General features: G+C 41.8%; 15 protein-coding genes. 5 read left to right on the top strand and 10 right to left on the bottom strand.

What is annotated here, in order from left to right; genetic code table 11:
- Positions 1 to 151: 151 nt before the first annotated feature.
- Complete coding sequence (locus A9260_RS07840) at positions 152 to 913, top strand: MipA/OmpV family protein (protein ID WP_068697785.1); 762 nt, start codon at positions 152 to 154, stop codon at positions 911 to 913.
- A 47-nt stretch (positions 914 to 960) separates the two neighbouring features.
- Here the strand turns inward: A9260_RS07840 and A9260_RS07835 are convergent, their stop codons facing one another.
- From A9260_RS07835 to A9260_RS07815, 5 genes are all read right to left on the bottom strand, one after another.
- On the bottom strand, positions 961 to 1,461 hold the full coding sequence (locus A9260_RS07835; protein ID WP_068697783.1) for a YfbU family protein: 501 nt from the start codon (positions 1,459 to 1,461) through the stop codon (positions 961 to 963).
- Positions 1,462 to 1,536: 75 nt separating this feature from the next.
- Positions 1,537 to 2,271 carry a pyruvate formate lyase 1-activating protein gene (gene pflA, locus A9260_RS07830; RefSeq protein ID WP_068697782.1) on the bottom strand — a complete coding sequence of 245 codons (735 nt, stop codon included), beginning with the start codon at positions 2,269 to 2,271 and terminating at the stop codon, positions 1,537 to 1,539.
- A gap of 127 nt (positions 2,272 to 2,398) precedes the next feature.
- A complete protein-coding gene (locus A9260_RS07825; RefSeq protein ID WP_068697781.1) occupies positions 2,399 to 3,403 on the bottom strand; it encodes a lipid A deacylase LpxR family protein in 1,005 nt (334 codons plus the stop codon).
- Between the two features lie 122 nt (positions 3,404 to 3,525).
- Positions 3,526 to 5,802: a formate C-acetyltransferase gene (pflB, locus tag A9260_RS07820; RefSeq protein WP_068697780.1), complete on the bottom strand. Its 2,277-nt coding sequence runs from the start codon at positions 5,800 to 5,802 to the stop codon at positions 3,526 to 3,528.
- A 330-nt stretch (positions 5,803 to 6,132) separates the two neighbouring features.
- On the bottom strand, positions 6,133 to 7,671 hold the full coding sequence (locus A9260_RS07815; protein ID WP_068697779.1) for a DUF3360 family protein: 1,539 nt from the start codon (positions 7,669 to 7,671) through the stop codon (positions 6,133 to 6,135).
- A 611-nt stretch (positions 7,672 to 8,282) separates the two neighbouring features.
- On the opposite strand from A9260_RS07815, the gene A9260_RS07810 reads away from it, so the two are divergent.
- The 4 genes from A9260_RS07810 (at position 8,283) to A9260_RS07795 (ending at position 11,502) form a co-directional block, all read left to right on the top strand.
- Positions 8,283 to 9,053 (top strand): ABC transporter ATP-binding protein, encoded by a 771-nt coding sequence (locus A9260_RS07810; protein WP_068697778.1) that lies wholly within the window; start codon positions 8,283 to 8,285, stop codon positions 9,051 to 9,053.
- Positions 9,054 to 9,130: 77 nt separating this feature from the next.
- Positions 9,131 to 9,907, top strand: a complete 777-nt coding sequence (locus A9260_RS07805) for an ABC transporter substrate-binding protein (protein WP_068697777.1) — start codon at positions 9,131 to 9,133, stop codon at positions 9,905 to 9,907.
- 167 nt (positions 9,908 to 10,074) lie between these two features.
- The gene (locus A9260_RS07800) at positions 10,075 to 10,815 is read left to right on the top strand and encodes an ABC transporter permease (RefSeq protein WP_068697776.1); all 741 of its coding nucleotides are present in this window, start codon (positions 10,075 to 10,077) and stop codon (positions 10,813 to 10,815) included.
- 3 nt (positions 10,816 to 10,818) lie between these two features.
- Entirely contained in the window at positions 10,819 to 11,502 is a 684-nt protein-coding gene (locus A9260_RS07795; protein WP_068697775.1) for an ABC transporter permease, read from the top strand.
- Between the two features lie 82 nt (positions 11,503 to 11,584).
- Here the strand turns inward: A9260_RS07795 and xthA are convergent, their stop codons facing one another.
- From xthA to dinG, 5 genes are read right to left on the bottom strand one after another with little or no spacing between them, the layout of a single operon-like run.
- Positions 11,585 to 12,391 carry an exodeoxyribonuclease III gene (xthA, locus tag A9260_RS07790; RefSeq protein ID WP_068697773.1) on the bottom strand — a complete coding sequence of 269 codons (807 nt, stop codon included), beginning with the start codon at positions 12,389 to 12,391 and terminating at the stop codon, positions 11,585 to 11,587.
- A 31-nt stretch (positions 12,392 to 12,422) separates the two neighbouring features.
- The gene (gene rsmS / locus A9260_RS07785) at positions 12,423 to 12,584 is read right to left on the bottom strand and encodes a pleiotropic regulatory protein RsmS (RefSeq protein ID WP_068697771.1); all 162 of its coding nucleotides are present in this window, start codon (positions 12,582 to 12,584) and stop codon (positions 12,423 to 12,425) included.
- Positions 12,585 to 12,599: 15 nt separating this feature from the next.
- Entirely contained in the window at positions 12,600 to 13,148 is a 549-nt protein-coding gene (locus A9260_RS07780; RefSeq protein ID WP_068697769.1) for a primosomal replication protein, read from the bottom strand.
- 9 nt (positions 13,149 to 13,157) lie between these two features.
- Positions 13,158 to 13,937 carry a sulfite exporter TauE/SafE family protein gene (locus A9260_RS07775; protein WP_068697768.1) on the bottom strand — a complete coding sequence of 260 codons (780 nt, stop codon included), beginning with the start codon at positions 13,935 to 13,937 and terminating at the stop codon, positions 13,158 to 13,160.
- A gap of 17 nt (positions 13,938 to 13,954) precedes the next feature.
- Positions 13,955 to 16,024: an ATP-dependent DNA helicase DinG gene (gene dinG / locus A9260_RS07770; protein ID WP_068697766.1), complete on the bottom strand. Its 2,070-nt coding sequence runs from the start codon at positions 16,022 to 16,024 to the stop codon at positions 13,955 to 13,957.
- Positions 16,025 to 16,443 lie beyond the last annotated feature (419 nt).

The following is a 16,443-nucleotide window of genomic DNA, read 5'->3' as shown; positions in this document are numbered from 1 at the left end:
AAGCTAGTCGTTCCGCTTATCCCAACATTAAGACTAGACATGAAAAAACAGATTTGCTTGAAACATAAAAGATTTTCTTTTTAGCATTAAGCCACTGAATAAAATAGGTGTACTATAAGAGATACAAATACGTAACAATATTTCAACGCTAATGCAAAAGGATTTGCCTGTGAAGTTGTGTAGTTTAGCTATCGTGTTAGTTTCGCTTACGTCTAGTCCTGTTATTGCTAGTTGGTCATTAGGGGTTGGCGCATCTTATTCTCCAGCAGTATACAAAGATACGCCATCTAACAAGGTGGTGATCCCGATTATTGGCTATGAAGGTGAACATGTATATTTGCGCGGTTTTACTGCGGGTTATCGAATATGGGAGCGTCGCTCACCACACAACGTCATCTTTCGTCTAGCCTATGATCCTCGGACATTACATCCCTCTGATTCTGATGACCCGATTATTCAGCAAGTCGACAAACGAAAAAGCACAGGGCTCGGTGGTGTGACATATCAATACGTTAACCGTTCTGTTGGCCAATTTCAGGTGACGTTCGCTGGGGATGTTGCAGGGGTGCATGATGGTATGTATGCGGAAACAGTCTATAGCGTCCCTATTCGTACTCAGCGTTGGATGTTAACGCCCTCTATAGGTTACTCATGGAATTCATCTAAGCTGAACAACCATTTATACGGGGTTTCTGCAGAAGAAGCTGCGCGTATTAATGGACTACAGGAGTTTACACCTGATGGTGATGGAGAATTCTTTTTAAGTTTAAGAGGGGTATTCAAATTTACGCAGCATATTATTGCAACCGCGGGGGTACGTTACACTAATCTAGAAGGAGACTTAGAGGCCAGTCCTCTGTTAGATAAAACCGATTCATTTGCGGTTAATATGGGTGTGGTTTACGCTTTTTAGAACCTAGAACAGTTTAAGCATTCTAGGTTCTAACTCATCAACTCATATTATGCGTTAAAGATCTGAGTGATCTCAGTAGCACATAAGTGGTATTGACGAGGGCAGTTGCGCCATGTTGTTAGCATGCGTAGGTATTTTTCTAGCATACGCATTTGGCTGTTGAACTGGTGAGTCGCTTTTTCGAATTGAGGGTATAGACCTTCAGATTCAGTTAAGAAACGCACGTAGTTTACTAGGCTTGCTTCTGTTGCAATGTCAAATCCAAGGAACATTAGGCGACGTTTATCAACGTTTGCTTGTTCTGTTTCGTTGAGCATTTTAAAAGATTCTTGCATCGCATGGTACATTTCCATGATATCGATTACCTGACGGCATTCGTCTTCACTGATACAACCAAAATCTTTATCCAGTTCACGCATTTGTAGACTGTAACCACGTTCAACGATCGTTTGTAGACGCTCGTATTTGTCTTGGCTTTCAGGAGAAAGTTTAGACATTAGGTAGTATTGGTTTGAAAGGATTAAACGCTGTGCGTTGGTCATTTCCATAAATCAATGGCCTCTATATATTTGATGAAAATACTCTATCCCATCAGTGTTGAGATCACTGGGATAGAGTTTAAGTTAATATTTTACGTTATCGTTATATTGACTAAGGATGCTAACAATATTATCCATTGTTTCCTTTGACGGTGGCTCTGTTCCCTCTAAAGGATAATCATAGCCAAGAGCTTCCCATTTATGTGCACCAAGTTTATGGTAAGGCAAAAGCTCTACTTTCTCGATATTGTCCATGTCTTTGATGAACTCGCCTAACATATGCGCAGATTCATCATCATCGGTATAACCAGGAACAATGACATAACGAATCCAAGTTGTTTTGCCGATTTTTTTCAGGTAACGAGCAAAATCAAGCGTACGTTTGTTGGAAACACCAATGAAATCTTGATGGATTTCATCTTTCATGTGTTTCAGGTCAAGCATCACTAAATCAGTGGCTTCAAGAACCTCATCAACAACGTCAGTATGGCTACGAATATAACCATTGGTGTCTAGACAGGTGTGAATACCTTCAGCTTGTGCTGCACGGAAGAAATCACGAACGAATTCAGGCTGAAGCATCGCTTCACCGCCAGAACAAGTAATACCGCCACCAGAGGCGTTCATGAAGTGTCGGTAAGACGTCGCTTCTTTGATTAGTTCATCAACAGTGACTTCTTTACCGCCATGCGTATCCCATGTATCACGGTTGTGACAATACATGCAGCGCATAAGACAGCCTTGTAGAAATACAATAAAACGGATACCAGGTCCGTCAACAGTTCCGCATGACTCGTATGAGTGAATTTTACCTATCATAAATGTTCTCAATTCTAACGTTTCAAGAATGGGGTAAGTGTATTACAAACAAAGGTCATTACCTAGACCAGAGTATCGATAAAGCTTCTATATCCATCGATTTTTATGGATTCATAGTGACCAAAAATTAAAATAGCCAGAACAGAGCTAAAGAACCATTTGTATGAACGGAATTTTGGTCTTCTGTGTAGTCACGACTTTTTGTGGATATTGCTAAACTCGCTCCCCATCCTTTGTAATAGCCAGTCATTCCCACAGTGGCAGTGCCTTGAAAATGCTCGATATCATTGGCAGTAATGTCATCATCTGGTCGGTCACCATCAATAGTGATGTCATTAAAGCGAACGCGACCTTCGATGCCAGAAAATAAGAACCATCCACTCTGGCCTCTAATGATAAGGCTTGGGTCTAGAGTCGATTCATTATTCACTTTAGCACTGGCAAAACTATCGTTTAGGTTTGAACCCCAGCGCCACATTATCCCAGTCGCCACTTCACTTCTATAGTTACCTAGCATCAATCGGCTAGGAGTACTCACTTCGTGGGTGGTTGTGCCAGATAGCGGTGATTGGTACCACTTATCGGCTCTTTGATAGGCAAAGTTCAGCACCATTTGATTTTCAATCTGGTTATCCCAGCCCTGTGGGTCTTCAGACTTAATAATGCTATGCACATATTTTTGTGTCTCTTCTGCATAGGCATTAGGCCCTACAGTGCCGAGCAAAAAATTGTATGAGTTTACCGTTGAAGGGGCAATTGAGTAGAGGGTTGAAGACAGATATAAAAGCCCTGCATACGGTCGTTCATCAATAATGGGATTGGGGTCTTCAATGTCTTTAGGCGTCCACATTTTTTGTCCTAGCTCAATACTGAACTTGTGCACGGTGCCATCGCTTGTCGAAGCACTGAAGTGAGTACCGGGGAGAGAGTCAAAAAAGCCATTGGGCTTAATATCAAGATCACTTGAATAGGACAAAAAAAGTCCATTTGAATAATCTTTGTCTGTGGTAACAATACTGTCGTTATCAATAACAAAGTTAAAGGAGCTGTTGGTTTGTGCAAATGAAAGTAGGGGGGCCATTGCGAAAATGGAGGGAATAAAAAAACGAGCTAAAGGTGATAGATTAGACATACTACTCCGTGTTCATATAAACATCCTGTCATATCCCTAGAGCTTATTACAAATACCAAAAACAAAAAACCCCGCCAAGGCGAGGTTTTCATATTATTAGTAACTAAGTTTAAATTCTAATATTAGAAAGACTCAGTAAATGTACGTGCGATAACGTCAGCTTGTTGCTCTGCAGTTAGAGAGTTAAAACGTACAGCGTAACCCGATACACGGATAGTTAGCTGAGGGTATTTCTCTGGGTGTTTAACTGCATCTTGTAGAGTTTCGCGGTTTAGAACGTTAACGTTCAAGTGTTGACCGCCTTCTACTGCGTTCTCATGGTGGAAGTAACCATCCATTAGACCAGCAAGGTTAGCACGTTGGCTGCTTTCTTCTTTACCTAGCGCATTTGGTACGATAGAGAAAGTGTAAGAAATACCATCTTGTGCATCAGCAAACGGTAGTTTACCTACTGAAGTTAGAGATGCTACAGCACCTTTCTCATCGCGACCGTGCATTGGGTTAGCACCAGGAGCGAAAGGAGCACCAGCTTGACGACCGTCAGGTGTGTTACCAGTTTTCTTACCGTATACCACGTTTGAAGTGATAGTAAGAATTGACTGAGTCGGGATAGCATCACGGTACATGTTAAGCTGACGGATTTTGTTCATGAACGTAGAAACAAGGCCACATGCGATGTCATCAACGCGTGGGTCATTGTTACCAAATTTAGGGTAATCACCTTCGATGTCAAAATCGATAGCAACGCCATTTTCGTCACGAACTGGTTTAACTGTTGCATATTTAATAGCAGACAATGAGTCAGCTGCAACAGAAAGACCTGCAATACCACATGCCATAGTACGTTTAACGTCACGGTCATGTAGAGCCATAAGCGCTGCTTCGTAGCTGTATTTGTCATGCATGAAGTGAATGCTGTTTAGTGCAGTCACGTATTGCGTAGCAAGCCAATCCATGAAGTGGTCCATACGATCCATTAGGTCATCGTAGTCTAGAACTTCTTCAGTGATTTTAGGCATTGCTGGGCCAACTTGTGCTTTAGACTTTTCATCAACACCACCGTTGATAGTGTAAAGCATAGTTTTAGCAAGGTTAGCACGAGCTCCGAAGAACTGCATTTGCTTACCAACAACCATTGGAGATACACAACAAGCAATTGCGTAGTCATCAGACTCAAGGTCAGGACGCATTAGGTCATCGTTTTCGTACTGGATAGAAGAAGTATCAATAGATACTTTTGCACAGAAACGTTTGAAGCCGTCAGGTAGTTTTTCAGACCAAAGAACAGTGATGTTCGGCTCTGGGCTTGGACCCATAGTGTATAGGCTGTTTAGGAAACGGAAGTTAGTACGTGTAACTAGTGTACGTCCGTCAAGACCCATACCACCCATTGATTCTGTTGCCCAGATTGGGTCACCAGAGAACAATTCGTCGTATTCAGGAGTACGTAGGAAACGAACCATACGTAGCTTCATTACGAAATGGTCAATCATTTCTTGAGCTTGTTCTTCAGTGATTTTGCCAGCAGCAATGTCACGTTCAACGTAGATATCAAGGAATGAAGAAGTACGGCCAAGAGACATTGCCGCGCCATTTTGAGATTTAACAGCAGCTAGGTAGCCGAAGTAAGTCCACTGGATAGCTTCTTGAGCAGTTTGAGCTGGCTCAGAAATATCAACACCGTAAGATGCAGCCATTTGTTTGATTTGGCCTAGTGCACGATGCTGCTCTGCAATTTCTTCACGAAGTTGCATAGTCAGTTGAAGATCTTCGCCTTTTTCAAATCTTTCTTGAAGAGAGTTGAATTGAGCTTTTTTGTCTTTGATTAGGAAATCAATACCGTAAAGAGCAACACGACGGTAATCACCAATGATACGACCACGGCCGTAAGCATCAGGAAGACCTGTTAGTACGCCTGATTTACGACAAGCTAGGATTTCTGGAGTGTAGATATCGAAAACACCAGCATTGTGTGTTTTGCGGTATTCAGAGTAGATTTTCTTAACTTCTGGATCAAGTACACGATCGTATGCTTTACAAGAGCTTTCGATCATGCGAATACCACCGTTAGGGATAAGCGCACGCTTAAGAGGAGCTTCAGTTTGAAGACCAACGATAGTTTCAAGATCTTTGTTAATGTAACCAGCGTCATGAGACGTGATGGTAGAGATAACCGAAGTATCGAAATCTACAGGAGCATGGGTGCTGTTTTCTAGCTTGATGCCTTCCATAACTTTAGCCCAAAGCGTATCAGTTGCTTCAGTACCTTCAGTTACAAGAAATGACTCGTCGCCTTCAAACGGGGTGTAGTTCTTTTGAATGAATTCACGAACGTTAACTTCGGTCTGCCAGTTACCTTCAGCGAAACCTTCCCAAGCTTTAGCAAATTGCTCTGCCATGATGTACCTACCTTATTAGTAGCAAAAATACGTGCTGTCTCGCTTCCCACAATTGGTTAGCTAAGTGTCATAAAAGACACAGCACACTTAAGATTAATAACAATATGAATAAGTTGATCAGTAACGCAGCTTATTCATATTGCCACTCAATTCCCTCAAAAATAATTATAAGTTTTAAACTAAATTAATAAAAGGGTTTTTTTGAAAACTTTGTGTTCAATAACTGCAATTCGACATTAAAAGTGCTTCAAAATGTTTAGTCGAGATTATAGGGTTAATCAAACTTTTAAAGAAAAAAGGGCAGTGCTTTAGCACTACCCTTTGATTTTGTTATAGGAACGCTTTCAAACCATATTGTGGCTCTAGCATGCCTACTGCCAACATCGCGACAAGACAAACTACAAACACAGAAACAGGAATGATGATTTTATCAGCAAATGACAGACGCTCTGCACGTGCTTTGTCACCGATAAAGCCATTGTTATCTAAGAACATAGTAAGAGCCCATGCCAATACAGGGTTCGTTACGATAGCGGCAAAGATACAGATACCGGCAGCTTGTGAGTCTTTTGTCTCACGAACCATTTGCATACCCGCTTCAAGTAGCGGTAGGAATACACCTACAAGCAGAGCGATACGCATAACAGGAGGCCATACGGCAACATCCATAGGGAAGCCAAGAATAGCCACAACGATACACATTAGACCAAGCAAGATTGCGCCGGCTGGAATAGGGCGTTTAGCAATGGCTGCTGGGATCATGTAAGTACCCCAAGATGAAGTGATGTTACCACCACCCACAGCGGTACCCACCATTTGACGGATAGAACACATAGTCATTGTGTCATCTACGTCCATAAGAACTTTTTCAGTTTTCTTAGGATAGTTCAATTCTTGGAAGATACGGTGACCTAGGAAATCAGGAGACCACATTGCTACTGCAAGAATTGCAAATGGTAGAGAGGCAATAAATTGTGGAATACCCGGTAGTCCAAGTTGCCAACCTTGCTCTGTGCTGCCCCACCAGTAAACAGGGTTTAGGTTTGGAATACCCATTTGAGTTTCAAATGTCAGGTCAAAGCCTGCACCCAAGCCTAGAGCAATAATCAAGCCTGCGATTGCACAAACAGGAATGGCCAACCAACGCATACCAATTTTTGCTAAGAAAGCATAGATAGCAATATTAATACCTAATACCACTAAACCGATATAACCCAAGCTACCCGCAGCAACGTCAGCTGACTGTAGACCAACAGCCCAAGATTGGATATCGCCAATCTGACTCATGGTCCCGGTAAAGCCGAGGAACATTAATAATCCCCCTGCGGTACCTTCTGAGGTGAGGTTAACGAGTTTCGACCCCCCTTTAAAGAAGCTCAGTAGTAAACCGAAAATACCGATCAAAATAGCAAGAGCTAAAGGGTGAGCGCCGGCAAGTGCGATAGAACCGATTAATGGAATCATTGGGCCGTGGTTACCGGCCAAGTTAGCTCTCGGGTTAATAAAACCAGAAGCTAAAACACAGAAAAGAAGTGCTGGGATCAGCATTTCTACACGTGCCACTTCAATGGCGAATTCTTTACCCAGGTGAATACCATGTGCTTGGGATAAACCGTCAGCCCATGACATCATTACTGCTGAGTACATTGCAATAATACCGATAGTACCAGCAAGGGCAGGAACTAAATCTTCAAGCTCAAATCGGAAATCACGCCCTGGTAGGTTTAAACCGAAACGGCGTGGCTTCATGATTTGAAGTTCATGATCTAGGTAGTCAGATCGGCTTGCGAATTCTGAGGCTGGTTTATGCAGTTCTGAATAGCTTTTTTCTTCAGTATCAGACTGCTCGTTGTTGACAGCGTCGGACATAAATCCTCGTTAACTTATGGGTAGAAATGAATCTAGGTTATTTAATCAAAACGCGTACTGTTGTTCCGCGCCGGTGTAATTTCGCATATTTATAGCGTTGTGGCACGTAAATATAGGAATAATTTTAGGTAATAATTTGAAAAATACTTACCAAATTTGAATTTGTAGCGAAGTGTAACAAGCCTATCATCATAATCTTTTGATCTTGATCAGTGAAAGAACCTACTGAAATAAAACTATTAATCCCTATTCTAGTTAGCTCTTATTACGCTCAGTTTAGTGAATTGCTTGCTGACATTTGTTTCAAATATGTAGCGTTTTAGTATTTGCACCATTGAGCTTAATTAGCGTTAAAAGCTTTGCTTTTTGTTGCTAAATTGTGAGTTTTTTAGTGACTTTTGTGGTTTTTCATTTACATTTATAGTTAGTTAACATGTTGTTAATCGTGAATTTATTTGATTTTTATGATGTCGAACGGATATATAGGCAGGTATAATGATTAAATATCCTCATTAAGCAGGCAGGTTTGGTCATTGCTAAACCTTTTTGCAAATGATACCTTGCTTTCATCAACTTAGGCTGACTCTAGGATTACAGGGAGAATCAAGCGCATGACGGATGTATCCGCGCTCACCATCAACAATTTGCATAAAACCTTTGGGCAGAACGAAGTGCTTAAAGGTATTTCTCTAGAGGCTAACAAAGGCGATGTCATTTCTATTATCGGCAGTTCAGGCTCTGGTAAAAGCACATTTCTACGTTGTATCAATCTGCTAGAGACGCCAACAAAAGGCGAGATTTGGGTAAACGGCGAATTGATCGAGATGAAAAATAATCGTCTTGGCGAGTCTATGCCTTCCAATGCAAAGCAAGTTCAACGTATTCGTTCTCGACTCGCGATGGTTTTTCAAGGCTTTAATCTTTGGTCTCATTTAACCGTGCTCGAAAATGTTATCGAAGCGCCTGTACACGTATTAGGCGTACCTAAAGCTCAAGCTATTGAAAAAGCAAAGCAAATTTTACAAAAAGTGGGCTTGTACGAGCGAAAAGACTACTACCCTGGACACTTGTCCGGTGGGCAACAACAGCGCGCTGCGATTGCAAGAGCACTAGCGGTCGATCCCGAAGTCATGTTATTTGATGAACCTACCTCGGCACTGGATCCTGAATTGGTCGGAGAAGTGCTTGGCGTTATGCGCGATCTTGCCGAAGAAGGCAGAACCATGTTGGTGGTGACTCACGAAATGGCATTTGCTCGCGATGTATCAAGTCACGTTATGTTTTTACATCAAGGTCTTGTTGAAGAGCAGGGCGATCCTGCCAAGCTATTCACTCAACCAGAATCAGAACGTCTACAACAATTTATTTCATCTATTTACTAAATCGATGTTCTAAAAAAAGCGCGTATGAGCGCTTACTTAAACACAACTGAAAATACTAAAATCACAGGAGTATGGATATGAAAAAGTGGTTACTAGCTGCAACTTTAGCAGCAACAGCACTTTCCGGTATGGCACAAGCAAAGGAATGGAAGCAAGTTCGTTTTAGTATTGAAGGCGCTTACCCTCCTTTTAGTAAAACAGAAGCTGACGGCACATTAAGCGGTTTTGATGTTGATATGGCCAATGCACTTTGTAAAGAAATGCAGGTTAAATGTAAGTTAGTTGCTCAAGATTGGGATGGAATGATTCCTTCACTACTTGCGCGCAAATACGATGCAATTATCGCGGCGATGTCCATTACTGAAGAGCGTAAGAAAAAAGTCGACTTCACTCATAAATACGCACTAGTACCAAATAACTTCATTGCTAAGAAAGGCGCAAACCTTGAGTTCACTAAAGCGGGACTTAAAGGGGTGAAGATTGGTGTGCAACGTGCAACAACTCACGACAAATACCTAACGGATAACTACGGCGATGAAGTTGAAATCGTACGTTACGGTTCATTTGATGAAGCTTATCTTGATCTAGCAAACGGTCGTATTACCGCAGTATTGGGTGATGCATCAGCGTTAGAAGAAGGTGTGCTTAATTCTGCAGATGGCGACAAATATGAATTTGTTGGTCCATCACTTACAGATCCTAAGTGGTTTGGTGATGGCTTTGGTATTGCAACTCGTAAGCAAGACAAAGACCTAACAGAAAAATTGAACAAGGCCATTCTTGCGCTACGTGAAAAAGGTGTTTACCAAGAAATCCAAGCGAAGTATTTCGACTTTGATGTCTACGGTGACTAACCTGCACGATAAATAATTTGTGGCCCGAGAACGCATGGTTTTCGGGCCAGATTATGTTCATTTTACTCATAGTGCTTATGTTCGCAGCTTAGCGAGATGAAAACATTACGAATAAAAATCGACATTAAATTGGTAATTGGCCTTCATGATAGAGTTGAAAAGAAATTATGTTTGATTTACAGGGATATGAAGCCACGATTTTAAAAGGGGCATTGCTGACATTAGAAGTGGCAATATTTTCATTATTGCTTGCGACTATATTGGGCATGTTAGGGGCCTTAGCCAAGCTGTCTTCTTATCGAATTTTAAAAGGCATTGCTACGCTCTATACTACGATTATCCGTGGTATCCCAGATCTAGTCTTAATGATGCTGATTTTCTTTGGCGGACAAATCCTTCTCAACAATAGCCTGTATGCGGTAAATGAATGGTTAAACAATTACTTTACTGCCAGTGACCCAAGTCATGAGTGGGTTTCATACTTACCCGATTATATTGATGTCAGTCCTTATGTTGCCGGTATCCTAACCATTGGTTTTATCTTTGGTGCGTATATGGCCGAGACATTCCGCGGTGCAATTTTGGCTGTAGACAGTGGCGAATTAGAAGCGGGTAAAGCTTATGGCATGAGCCCAGTGCTTGCCTTTCGACGCATTTTACTGCCACAGATGATACGACATGCATTGCCTGGTTTTGGTAATAACTGGTTAGTGCTGCTTAAAACGACGGCATTGGTTTCAATTATCGGTTTAGAAGATATGGTTCGAGTGAGCTCTCTTGCGGCTGGCACCACCAAAATGCCGTTTACTTTCTATATGGCGGTTTCGATTATTTTCTTATTATTTACTGCGGTTTCAACTGGTCTGTTAAAGATCGTTGAACGCAAGTTCAGCATTCAAGCGAGATAACCTATGGATTTTTCTATTATCGTCGATAGCATTGATGTGTATCTAGAAGGGTTGTATACCACAGCTTGGCTGGTGGCGTTGTCTTTGGTTCTTGGTATTTGTATTGCGATTCCTTTAGCCATTGCCAGAAATAGTAAAAACTGGCTGTTGGTTGCACCAACGTGGTCATTTATTTACTTTTTCCGTGGAACCCCGCTTTTAGTGCAGCTTTACCTTATCTATTACGGAATGGACCAGTTTTATCCTGTTAAAGACACTATGTGGGAAAATGCATGGTTTTGTGCGTTAGTGGCATTTGTGCTTAATACATCAGCGTATACCTCAGAAATCATCCGTGGCGCGATAAATGGCTTACCAAAAGGTGAAGTAGAAGCAGCTAAAGCGTATGGCATGAGCCCTTTTACTACGTACCGCCGAATTATTTTACCTAGTGCACTGCGCAGAGCACTGCCCGCTTACAGTAATGAGGTGATATTTATGCTTCATGGCTCAGCGGTGGCCGGTATTATTACCATTCTTGATTTAACTGGCGCGGCACGTTTAGTGAACTCTCGTTATTATGCGCCATTTGAGTCATTTTTGACCGCTGGCCTATTTTATATGTGCTTAAGCTTTATCATTTTGTTTACCTTCAAAAACTTGGAAAAGCGTTTTCTAGCGTATTTAAGGCCTTTAGAGTCAAAATAGTATTGCGTCGCCTATAAACGACTCAAGCATAAAAAAGCCGAATCATATTAATATGATTCGGCTTTTTGTTATTGATGTAAGGCTATTTGAATGTAGCCCAAATCGGCGCGTGATCTGAAGGTTTCTCGATACCGCGTAATTCGTAGTCAACGTCTGATTCAATGCACTTACTGGCTAAACTTGGGGTTGCCAATATTACGTCGATACGCAAACCTCGGTTATCAGGAAATCCTTTTGAGCGATAATCAAACCATGAAAAACGGTCGTTGATTTCTGGCTGTAGCGCTCTAAAGGTATCTGTAAATCCCCAATCCATTAAGGTTTTTAACCATTCACGCTCTTCTGGTTGGAATGAGCATTTTCCGGTTTTTAGCCAACGCTTACGATTTGGCTCGCCGATGCCGATATCCAAATCGCTAGGGCTAATATTAATATCGCCCATTACAATAACTTGTTCGTCACTGTTGTGGTGAGTGCGTAAATGAGTCATTAAATCTTTATAAAACTGACGTTTATATGGGTATTTAGTTTCGTGCGCAATGTTGTCACCCTGCGGGAAATAACCGTTTAGGACTGTGACGGGTTGACCTTGCTCATCTTCAACAGTCACCATGATCATGCGTTTTTGGTGTTCGTCAGTATCGCTGGCAAAGCCTTTTTGTACCGATATTGGTTCTTTTTTGCATAGCATGGCAACGCCGTAGTGGGCTTTTTGACCATGGTGATAAACCTTATAGCCCATAGCTTCAACATCCGCTAAAGGAAATGCCTCGTCATGAACTTTAATTTCTTGTAAGCCAATGACGTCTGGTTGATGCTTATCTATGATGGCTTGCAGTTGATGAAGGCGGGCACGAAGACCATTAATGTTAAAACTAATTACTTTCATTATGTAATTCCATTGATTGAGCGTGACTATTCTATTGGTTTAGTTTTTTGCTAATAAGATCGTTTTTAACAATCTCTAATGCTGAAAGAGCGGTATCAATATCCACCTCATTGGATTCGAACAAATAAATGAGGTCGACAGCTAATTTAATATCATCTGGGGCATTCTCTAATGGTGATTTAGGCTCACTCATGATTGTGGCTACTCATTATTGATGTTGCTCTCTAAAGGTGATTTGTTTTTCGATTTTTATGATGGCTTCTTGGCAGCGTTTAAGACGTTGCTCTGCGGTCAGTAAAGCTTGTTGGGCTTGACCTTGATTAAATCCGGTGGCGTTATCTAAAGACTGCTGGCGATCCATTACCATTTCCATCAACTGACGCTCCCAATCTTTATGCTTGGCAAGATCTTGGTAATAAACGTTGATAGGTTTGCGATAGTAGCTTTTATGCTTTGGTTCGTCTTTACGAAAATGAGACGTTGAGAGCTCGCGAGTGATTGCGCTAATTTGAGCCAGCAATCGCTCGGAAAGGTATTCAGCTCGTTGTGTTGTGAGAAGTCCGTGTTGCTGCTCACGACAAATAGCGTCATAAGTTTTTTTAACTTCTTCAACACATGGTGAAAGTAGTCTAGAGCGACAAGTGAACAAGCTGCTATCAAATAACGCTTGATGGTGCTCACCGCGCTGTTTATCAAGTTGACCTGCGCTATAGGCCATTTGTGTCAGTTTTTCTTTGAGCTGGGAAAATTGACTCATATCTTCACCTTAAAGTGCAACAAACCAAGCGTCATAGGCAAGTTTAGCCGCTAAAATGGTTACTACAGTAACAAACACCGGACGGATGAATTTAGCGCCAAAGCGTATTGCGGAATGCGCGCCAAAATAAGCGCCAAGCATGAGACAAAATCCCATGGTTAACCCTAAAACCCAATCAATATGCCCCAAAATTGCAAAAGTAATTAAAGAGGTGAAATTGCTGGTAAAGTTCATCGCCTTGGCCAGACCTGATGCTAGCAAAATATTCAGGCGGTACAATGCCATACTGCTGACTGTCCAGAAAGCACCAGTACCAGGACCGGCTACGCCATCGTAAAATCCCAGTCCTAAACCTTGCGCCACCTGTGTGGCAGTGTGTTTAGTACCGGGTTCTGGGAGTGCATTTTTGTTCGCATCTGGCGTTTTATGAATGATCGTATAAAGAGCCGTCGCTAATATGATTAACGGCAGCGCCTTTTCTAACCATTGCGTCGATATAGCATCGACAAACAAGGTGCCACAGGTTGCGCCTATTAAGGTGGCAATAAAACTAGGAAACCACAATTTTGGCTTAAACAGTTTCTTCTTATAATAAGTAAATGCAGCCGTTGAAGACGCAAAAGAGGCCGCCAGTTTATTGGTACCTAAAGCCATATGTGGAGGTAAGCCAATAGACAACAGGGCAGGGACGGTTAACATTCCTCCGCCTCCGGCGACCGCATCAATAAAACCTGCGATAAAGGCAACAATGGCCAATATTAGCAGCATGCTTGGTTCTAGGTATTCCATTGAGTACTAAGTTAATCCTAATCGATACGACGTTTAAATGGGGGTAACGACTCTAATAATGCTTTGCCATAGCGCTTAGTGACAATGCGACGGTCGAATAGTACGACTCTACCAGAATCTTGCTCTTTTCGCAGTAATCTACCTACCGATTGAATCAGCTTTTTGCTCGCTTCGGGTACCGCAATCTGCATAAACGGATTTCCGCCGCGACTTTCGATATATTCTGCATGCGCTTCCTCGACAGGAGAGGTGGGTACCGCAAATGGAATTTTAGTGATCACTAGATTCTCTAATAGATTCCCCGGTAAATCTAACCCTTCAGAAAAACTGCCTGTGCCAAACAAAATACTGGTTTTGCCTTTCTCAATGGCTTTTTTATGATTTTTTATAATTTCAATTCGTGAACTGTCGCCTTGAACCTGCAGTTGCCAGCCTTTCTTAGTGAGTTCTTTTTGTAAAGCATCCGCAACTTGATTCATTTGCCAATAAGAAGCAAACAGTACAAGGTTTGCTTTATCAGGAACTAGCCAATTAATAAGCTCTTCACTCAGATATTCGGTAAATTGCGGGGCTTGTGGCTCATATTTAGTGTTAGGGACGATCAATTCTGCATTGTTTTGATAGTCAAAAGGTGAGGCTAGGGCAAGAAATTGAGTGCCGTCTTCTTTGTCATAGCTAACGCCACTTTGTTGGCAGAAGAAATTAAATGAATTGAGCGCTCTTAAGGTTGCCGATGTTAATACCGCGCCGACACATTTACTCCAAAGTCGCTGATCCAATGACCAACCAACTTCTAAAGGTGACACGCTAACGATGAAATCCAATTCTCGTTCTGGGTTTGTTTCTATCCAACGAGCAAGGGGAGCACCTTTATCCCTTGATGGTTCAGCCATCAAATGCCAAACCTTGGCTAGGTTTTCAAGTCTTTGTAAAAAGAAACCAGCCTCAGCAAGCGCCGGCTCGGCAAGCCTTGCTGACACTTCACCATCTTTGACTCTTTCTGTAATTAAGTCGGTTATCTTTGCTAATGCTTGCGCAGCCTTAGTACAAATGGTTTTGAGCTCTTTACTCTGTTCAACAAGCCACGGTGGTAATTCGCCATGTTCAAAACGCAGTCGATTTTCTTTAAAGCCTGCCGGATCAAGCTGGCGGGAAACATTATTTAGGCTAGGGATGATCTCAGCAATGGAATTTTGCAGCTCAGTTAAAAAACGGTCAACACGTTTCGAATCAGCCAAAGAGGATAGCTTACTGCTGTTTTTGTTGAGAGTTTCTAGCCACGCAGCGGCACCTTTTAAGCTTGCTGATGCTGAAGAGTGATCTCTTGCTACTTTTGGCAGGTGATGCGCTTCATCAAACACATAAATAGTATTCTCAGGCTCAGATAGGATCACGCCGCCACCTAAATCAAGGTCGGCCATGACTAAGCTATGATTGGCAATAACCACATCAGCTTTATCCAGTTCTGAGCGTGCTTTCTGAAATGGACAACCCCTGTGTGCAGGGAGACCGTTATTGCAGCTGTGTTTGTCGCTGACAATACTTTGCCACACATCATCCTTTATCGGCTTAGGCCACGAATCCCGATCACCATCCCATTTATTCTCGGACAGCGCTTTATACATGTTTTCAAGTAAATGAACATCAGAAGGCTTAGGCTTGGTTTCAAACATTGCGATTTGTGAATCGTCTGCCCCTGATGCTGCGGCTAATTTTTCCGCACAGCAATATCGTTGACGTCCTTTAGCCAAGATAAAAGAAAACTCAAAATCAACAAGGCGACGATATAAAGGCAGGTCTTTGTTAATAAGCTGTTCTTGTAACGCCACTGTTGCCGTTGAAATCACCACTTTTCGATTATTGAATTTAGCCACTGGAATAGCTGACATTAAATAAGCGAGTGATTTACCAATTCCTGTACCCGCTTCAGCAACCATTAAACGATTGCTCTTATGGTAGGTGCCAGTGAGTGTTTTTGTGATTTCTGCTACTAAATAGTTTTGCGCTCGACGAGGAATAAAATTATCCAATTGGTCGTGCAGATTCTGGTAGCTGTGACGGATTGCTTGTTGGATTTTAGGGTTCATTGGAATTCAGACAGTGACATGCTGAAACCATAATAACACATCTACAAAATGGAAAGAGGGCTTCGTATTAGGCTATTTAATAAAGAAATAGCGTGACCACTATCACAAAACCATTAAAGGGGGTAAGCATCGTTTGAAACTTTGTTTGATGTTGATGGTCGAGAGCCACTAGTGAAAAAGTTTGTGAAGTTTTCTTTGGCTTGATTTCAATTAGTGTTTTCAACTGGAATGCCTGTCATTTATAGAATATTAGTTTGCGTGACATGAAGCTGAAATAGTTGTCACTGCATTCTGTCTCAGTTGTTAAAAATGTGAACTCTTTCGTTGAACGCTCGCAAGTAGCTGTTTTTTAATGATTTTTATTTTAATTTTCATTGTTTTTAGAACTGTTGACAGTGCTTTATAAAAATTGCAATGTA

Source organism: Vibrio sp. UCD-FRSSP16_30 (assembly GCF_001676025.1).
Taxonomy (GTDB): Bacteria; Pseudomonadota; Gammaproteobacteria; order Enterobacterales; family Vibrionaceae; genus Vibrio.
This window is presented reverse-complemented; position numbering and strand designations above follow the sequence as displayed.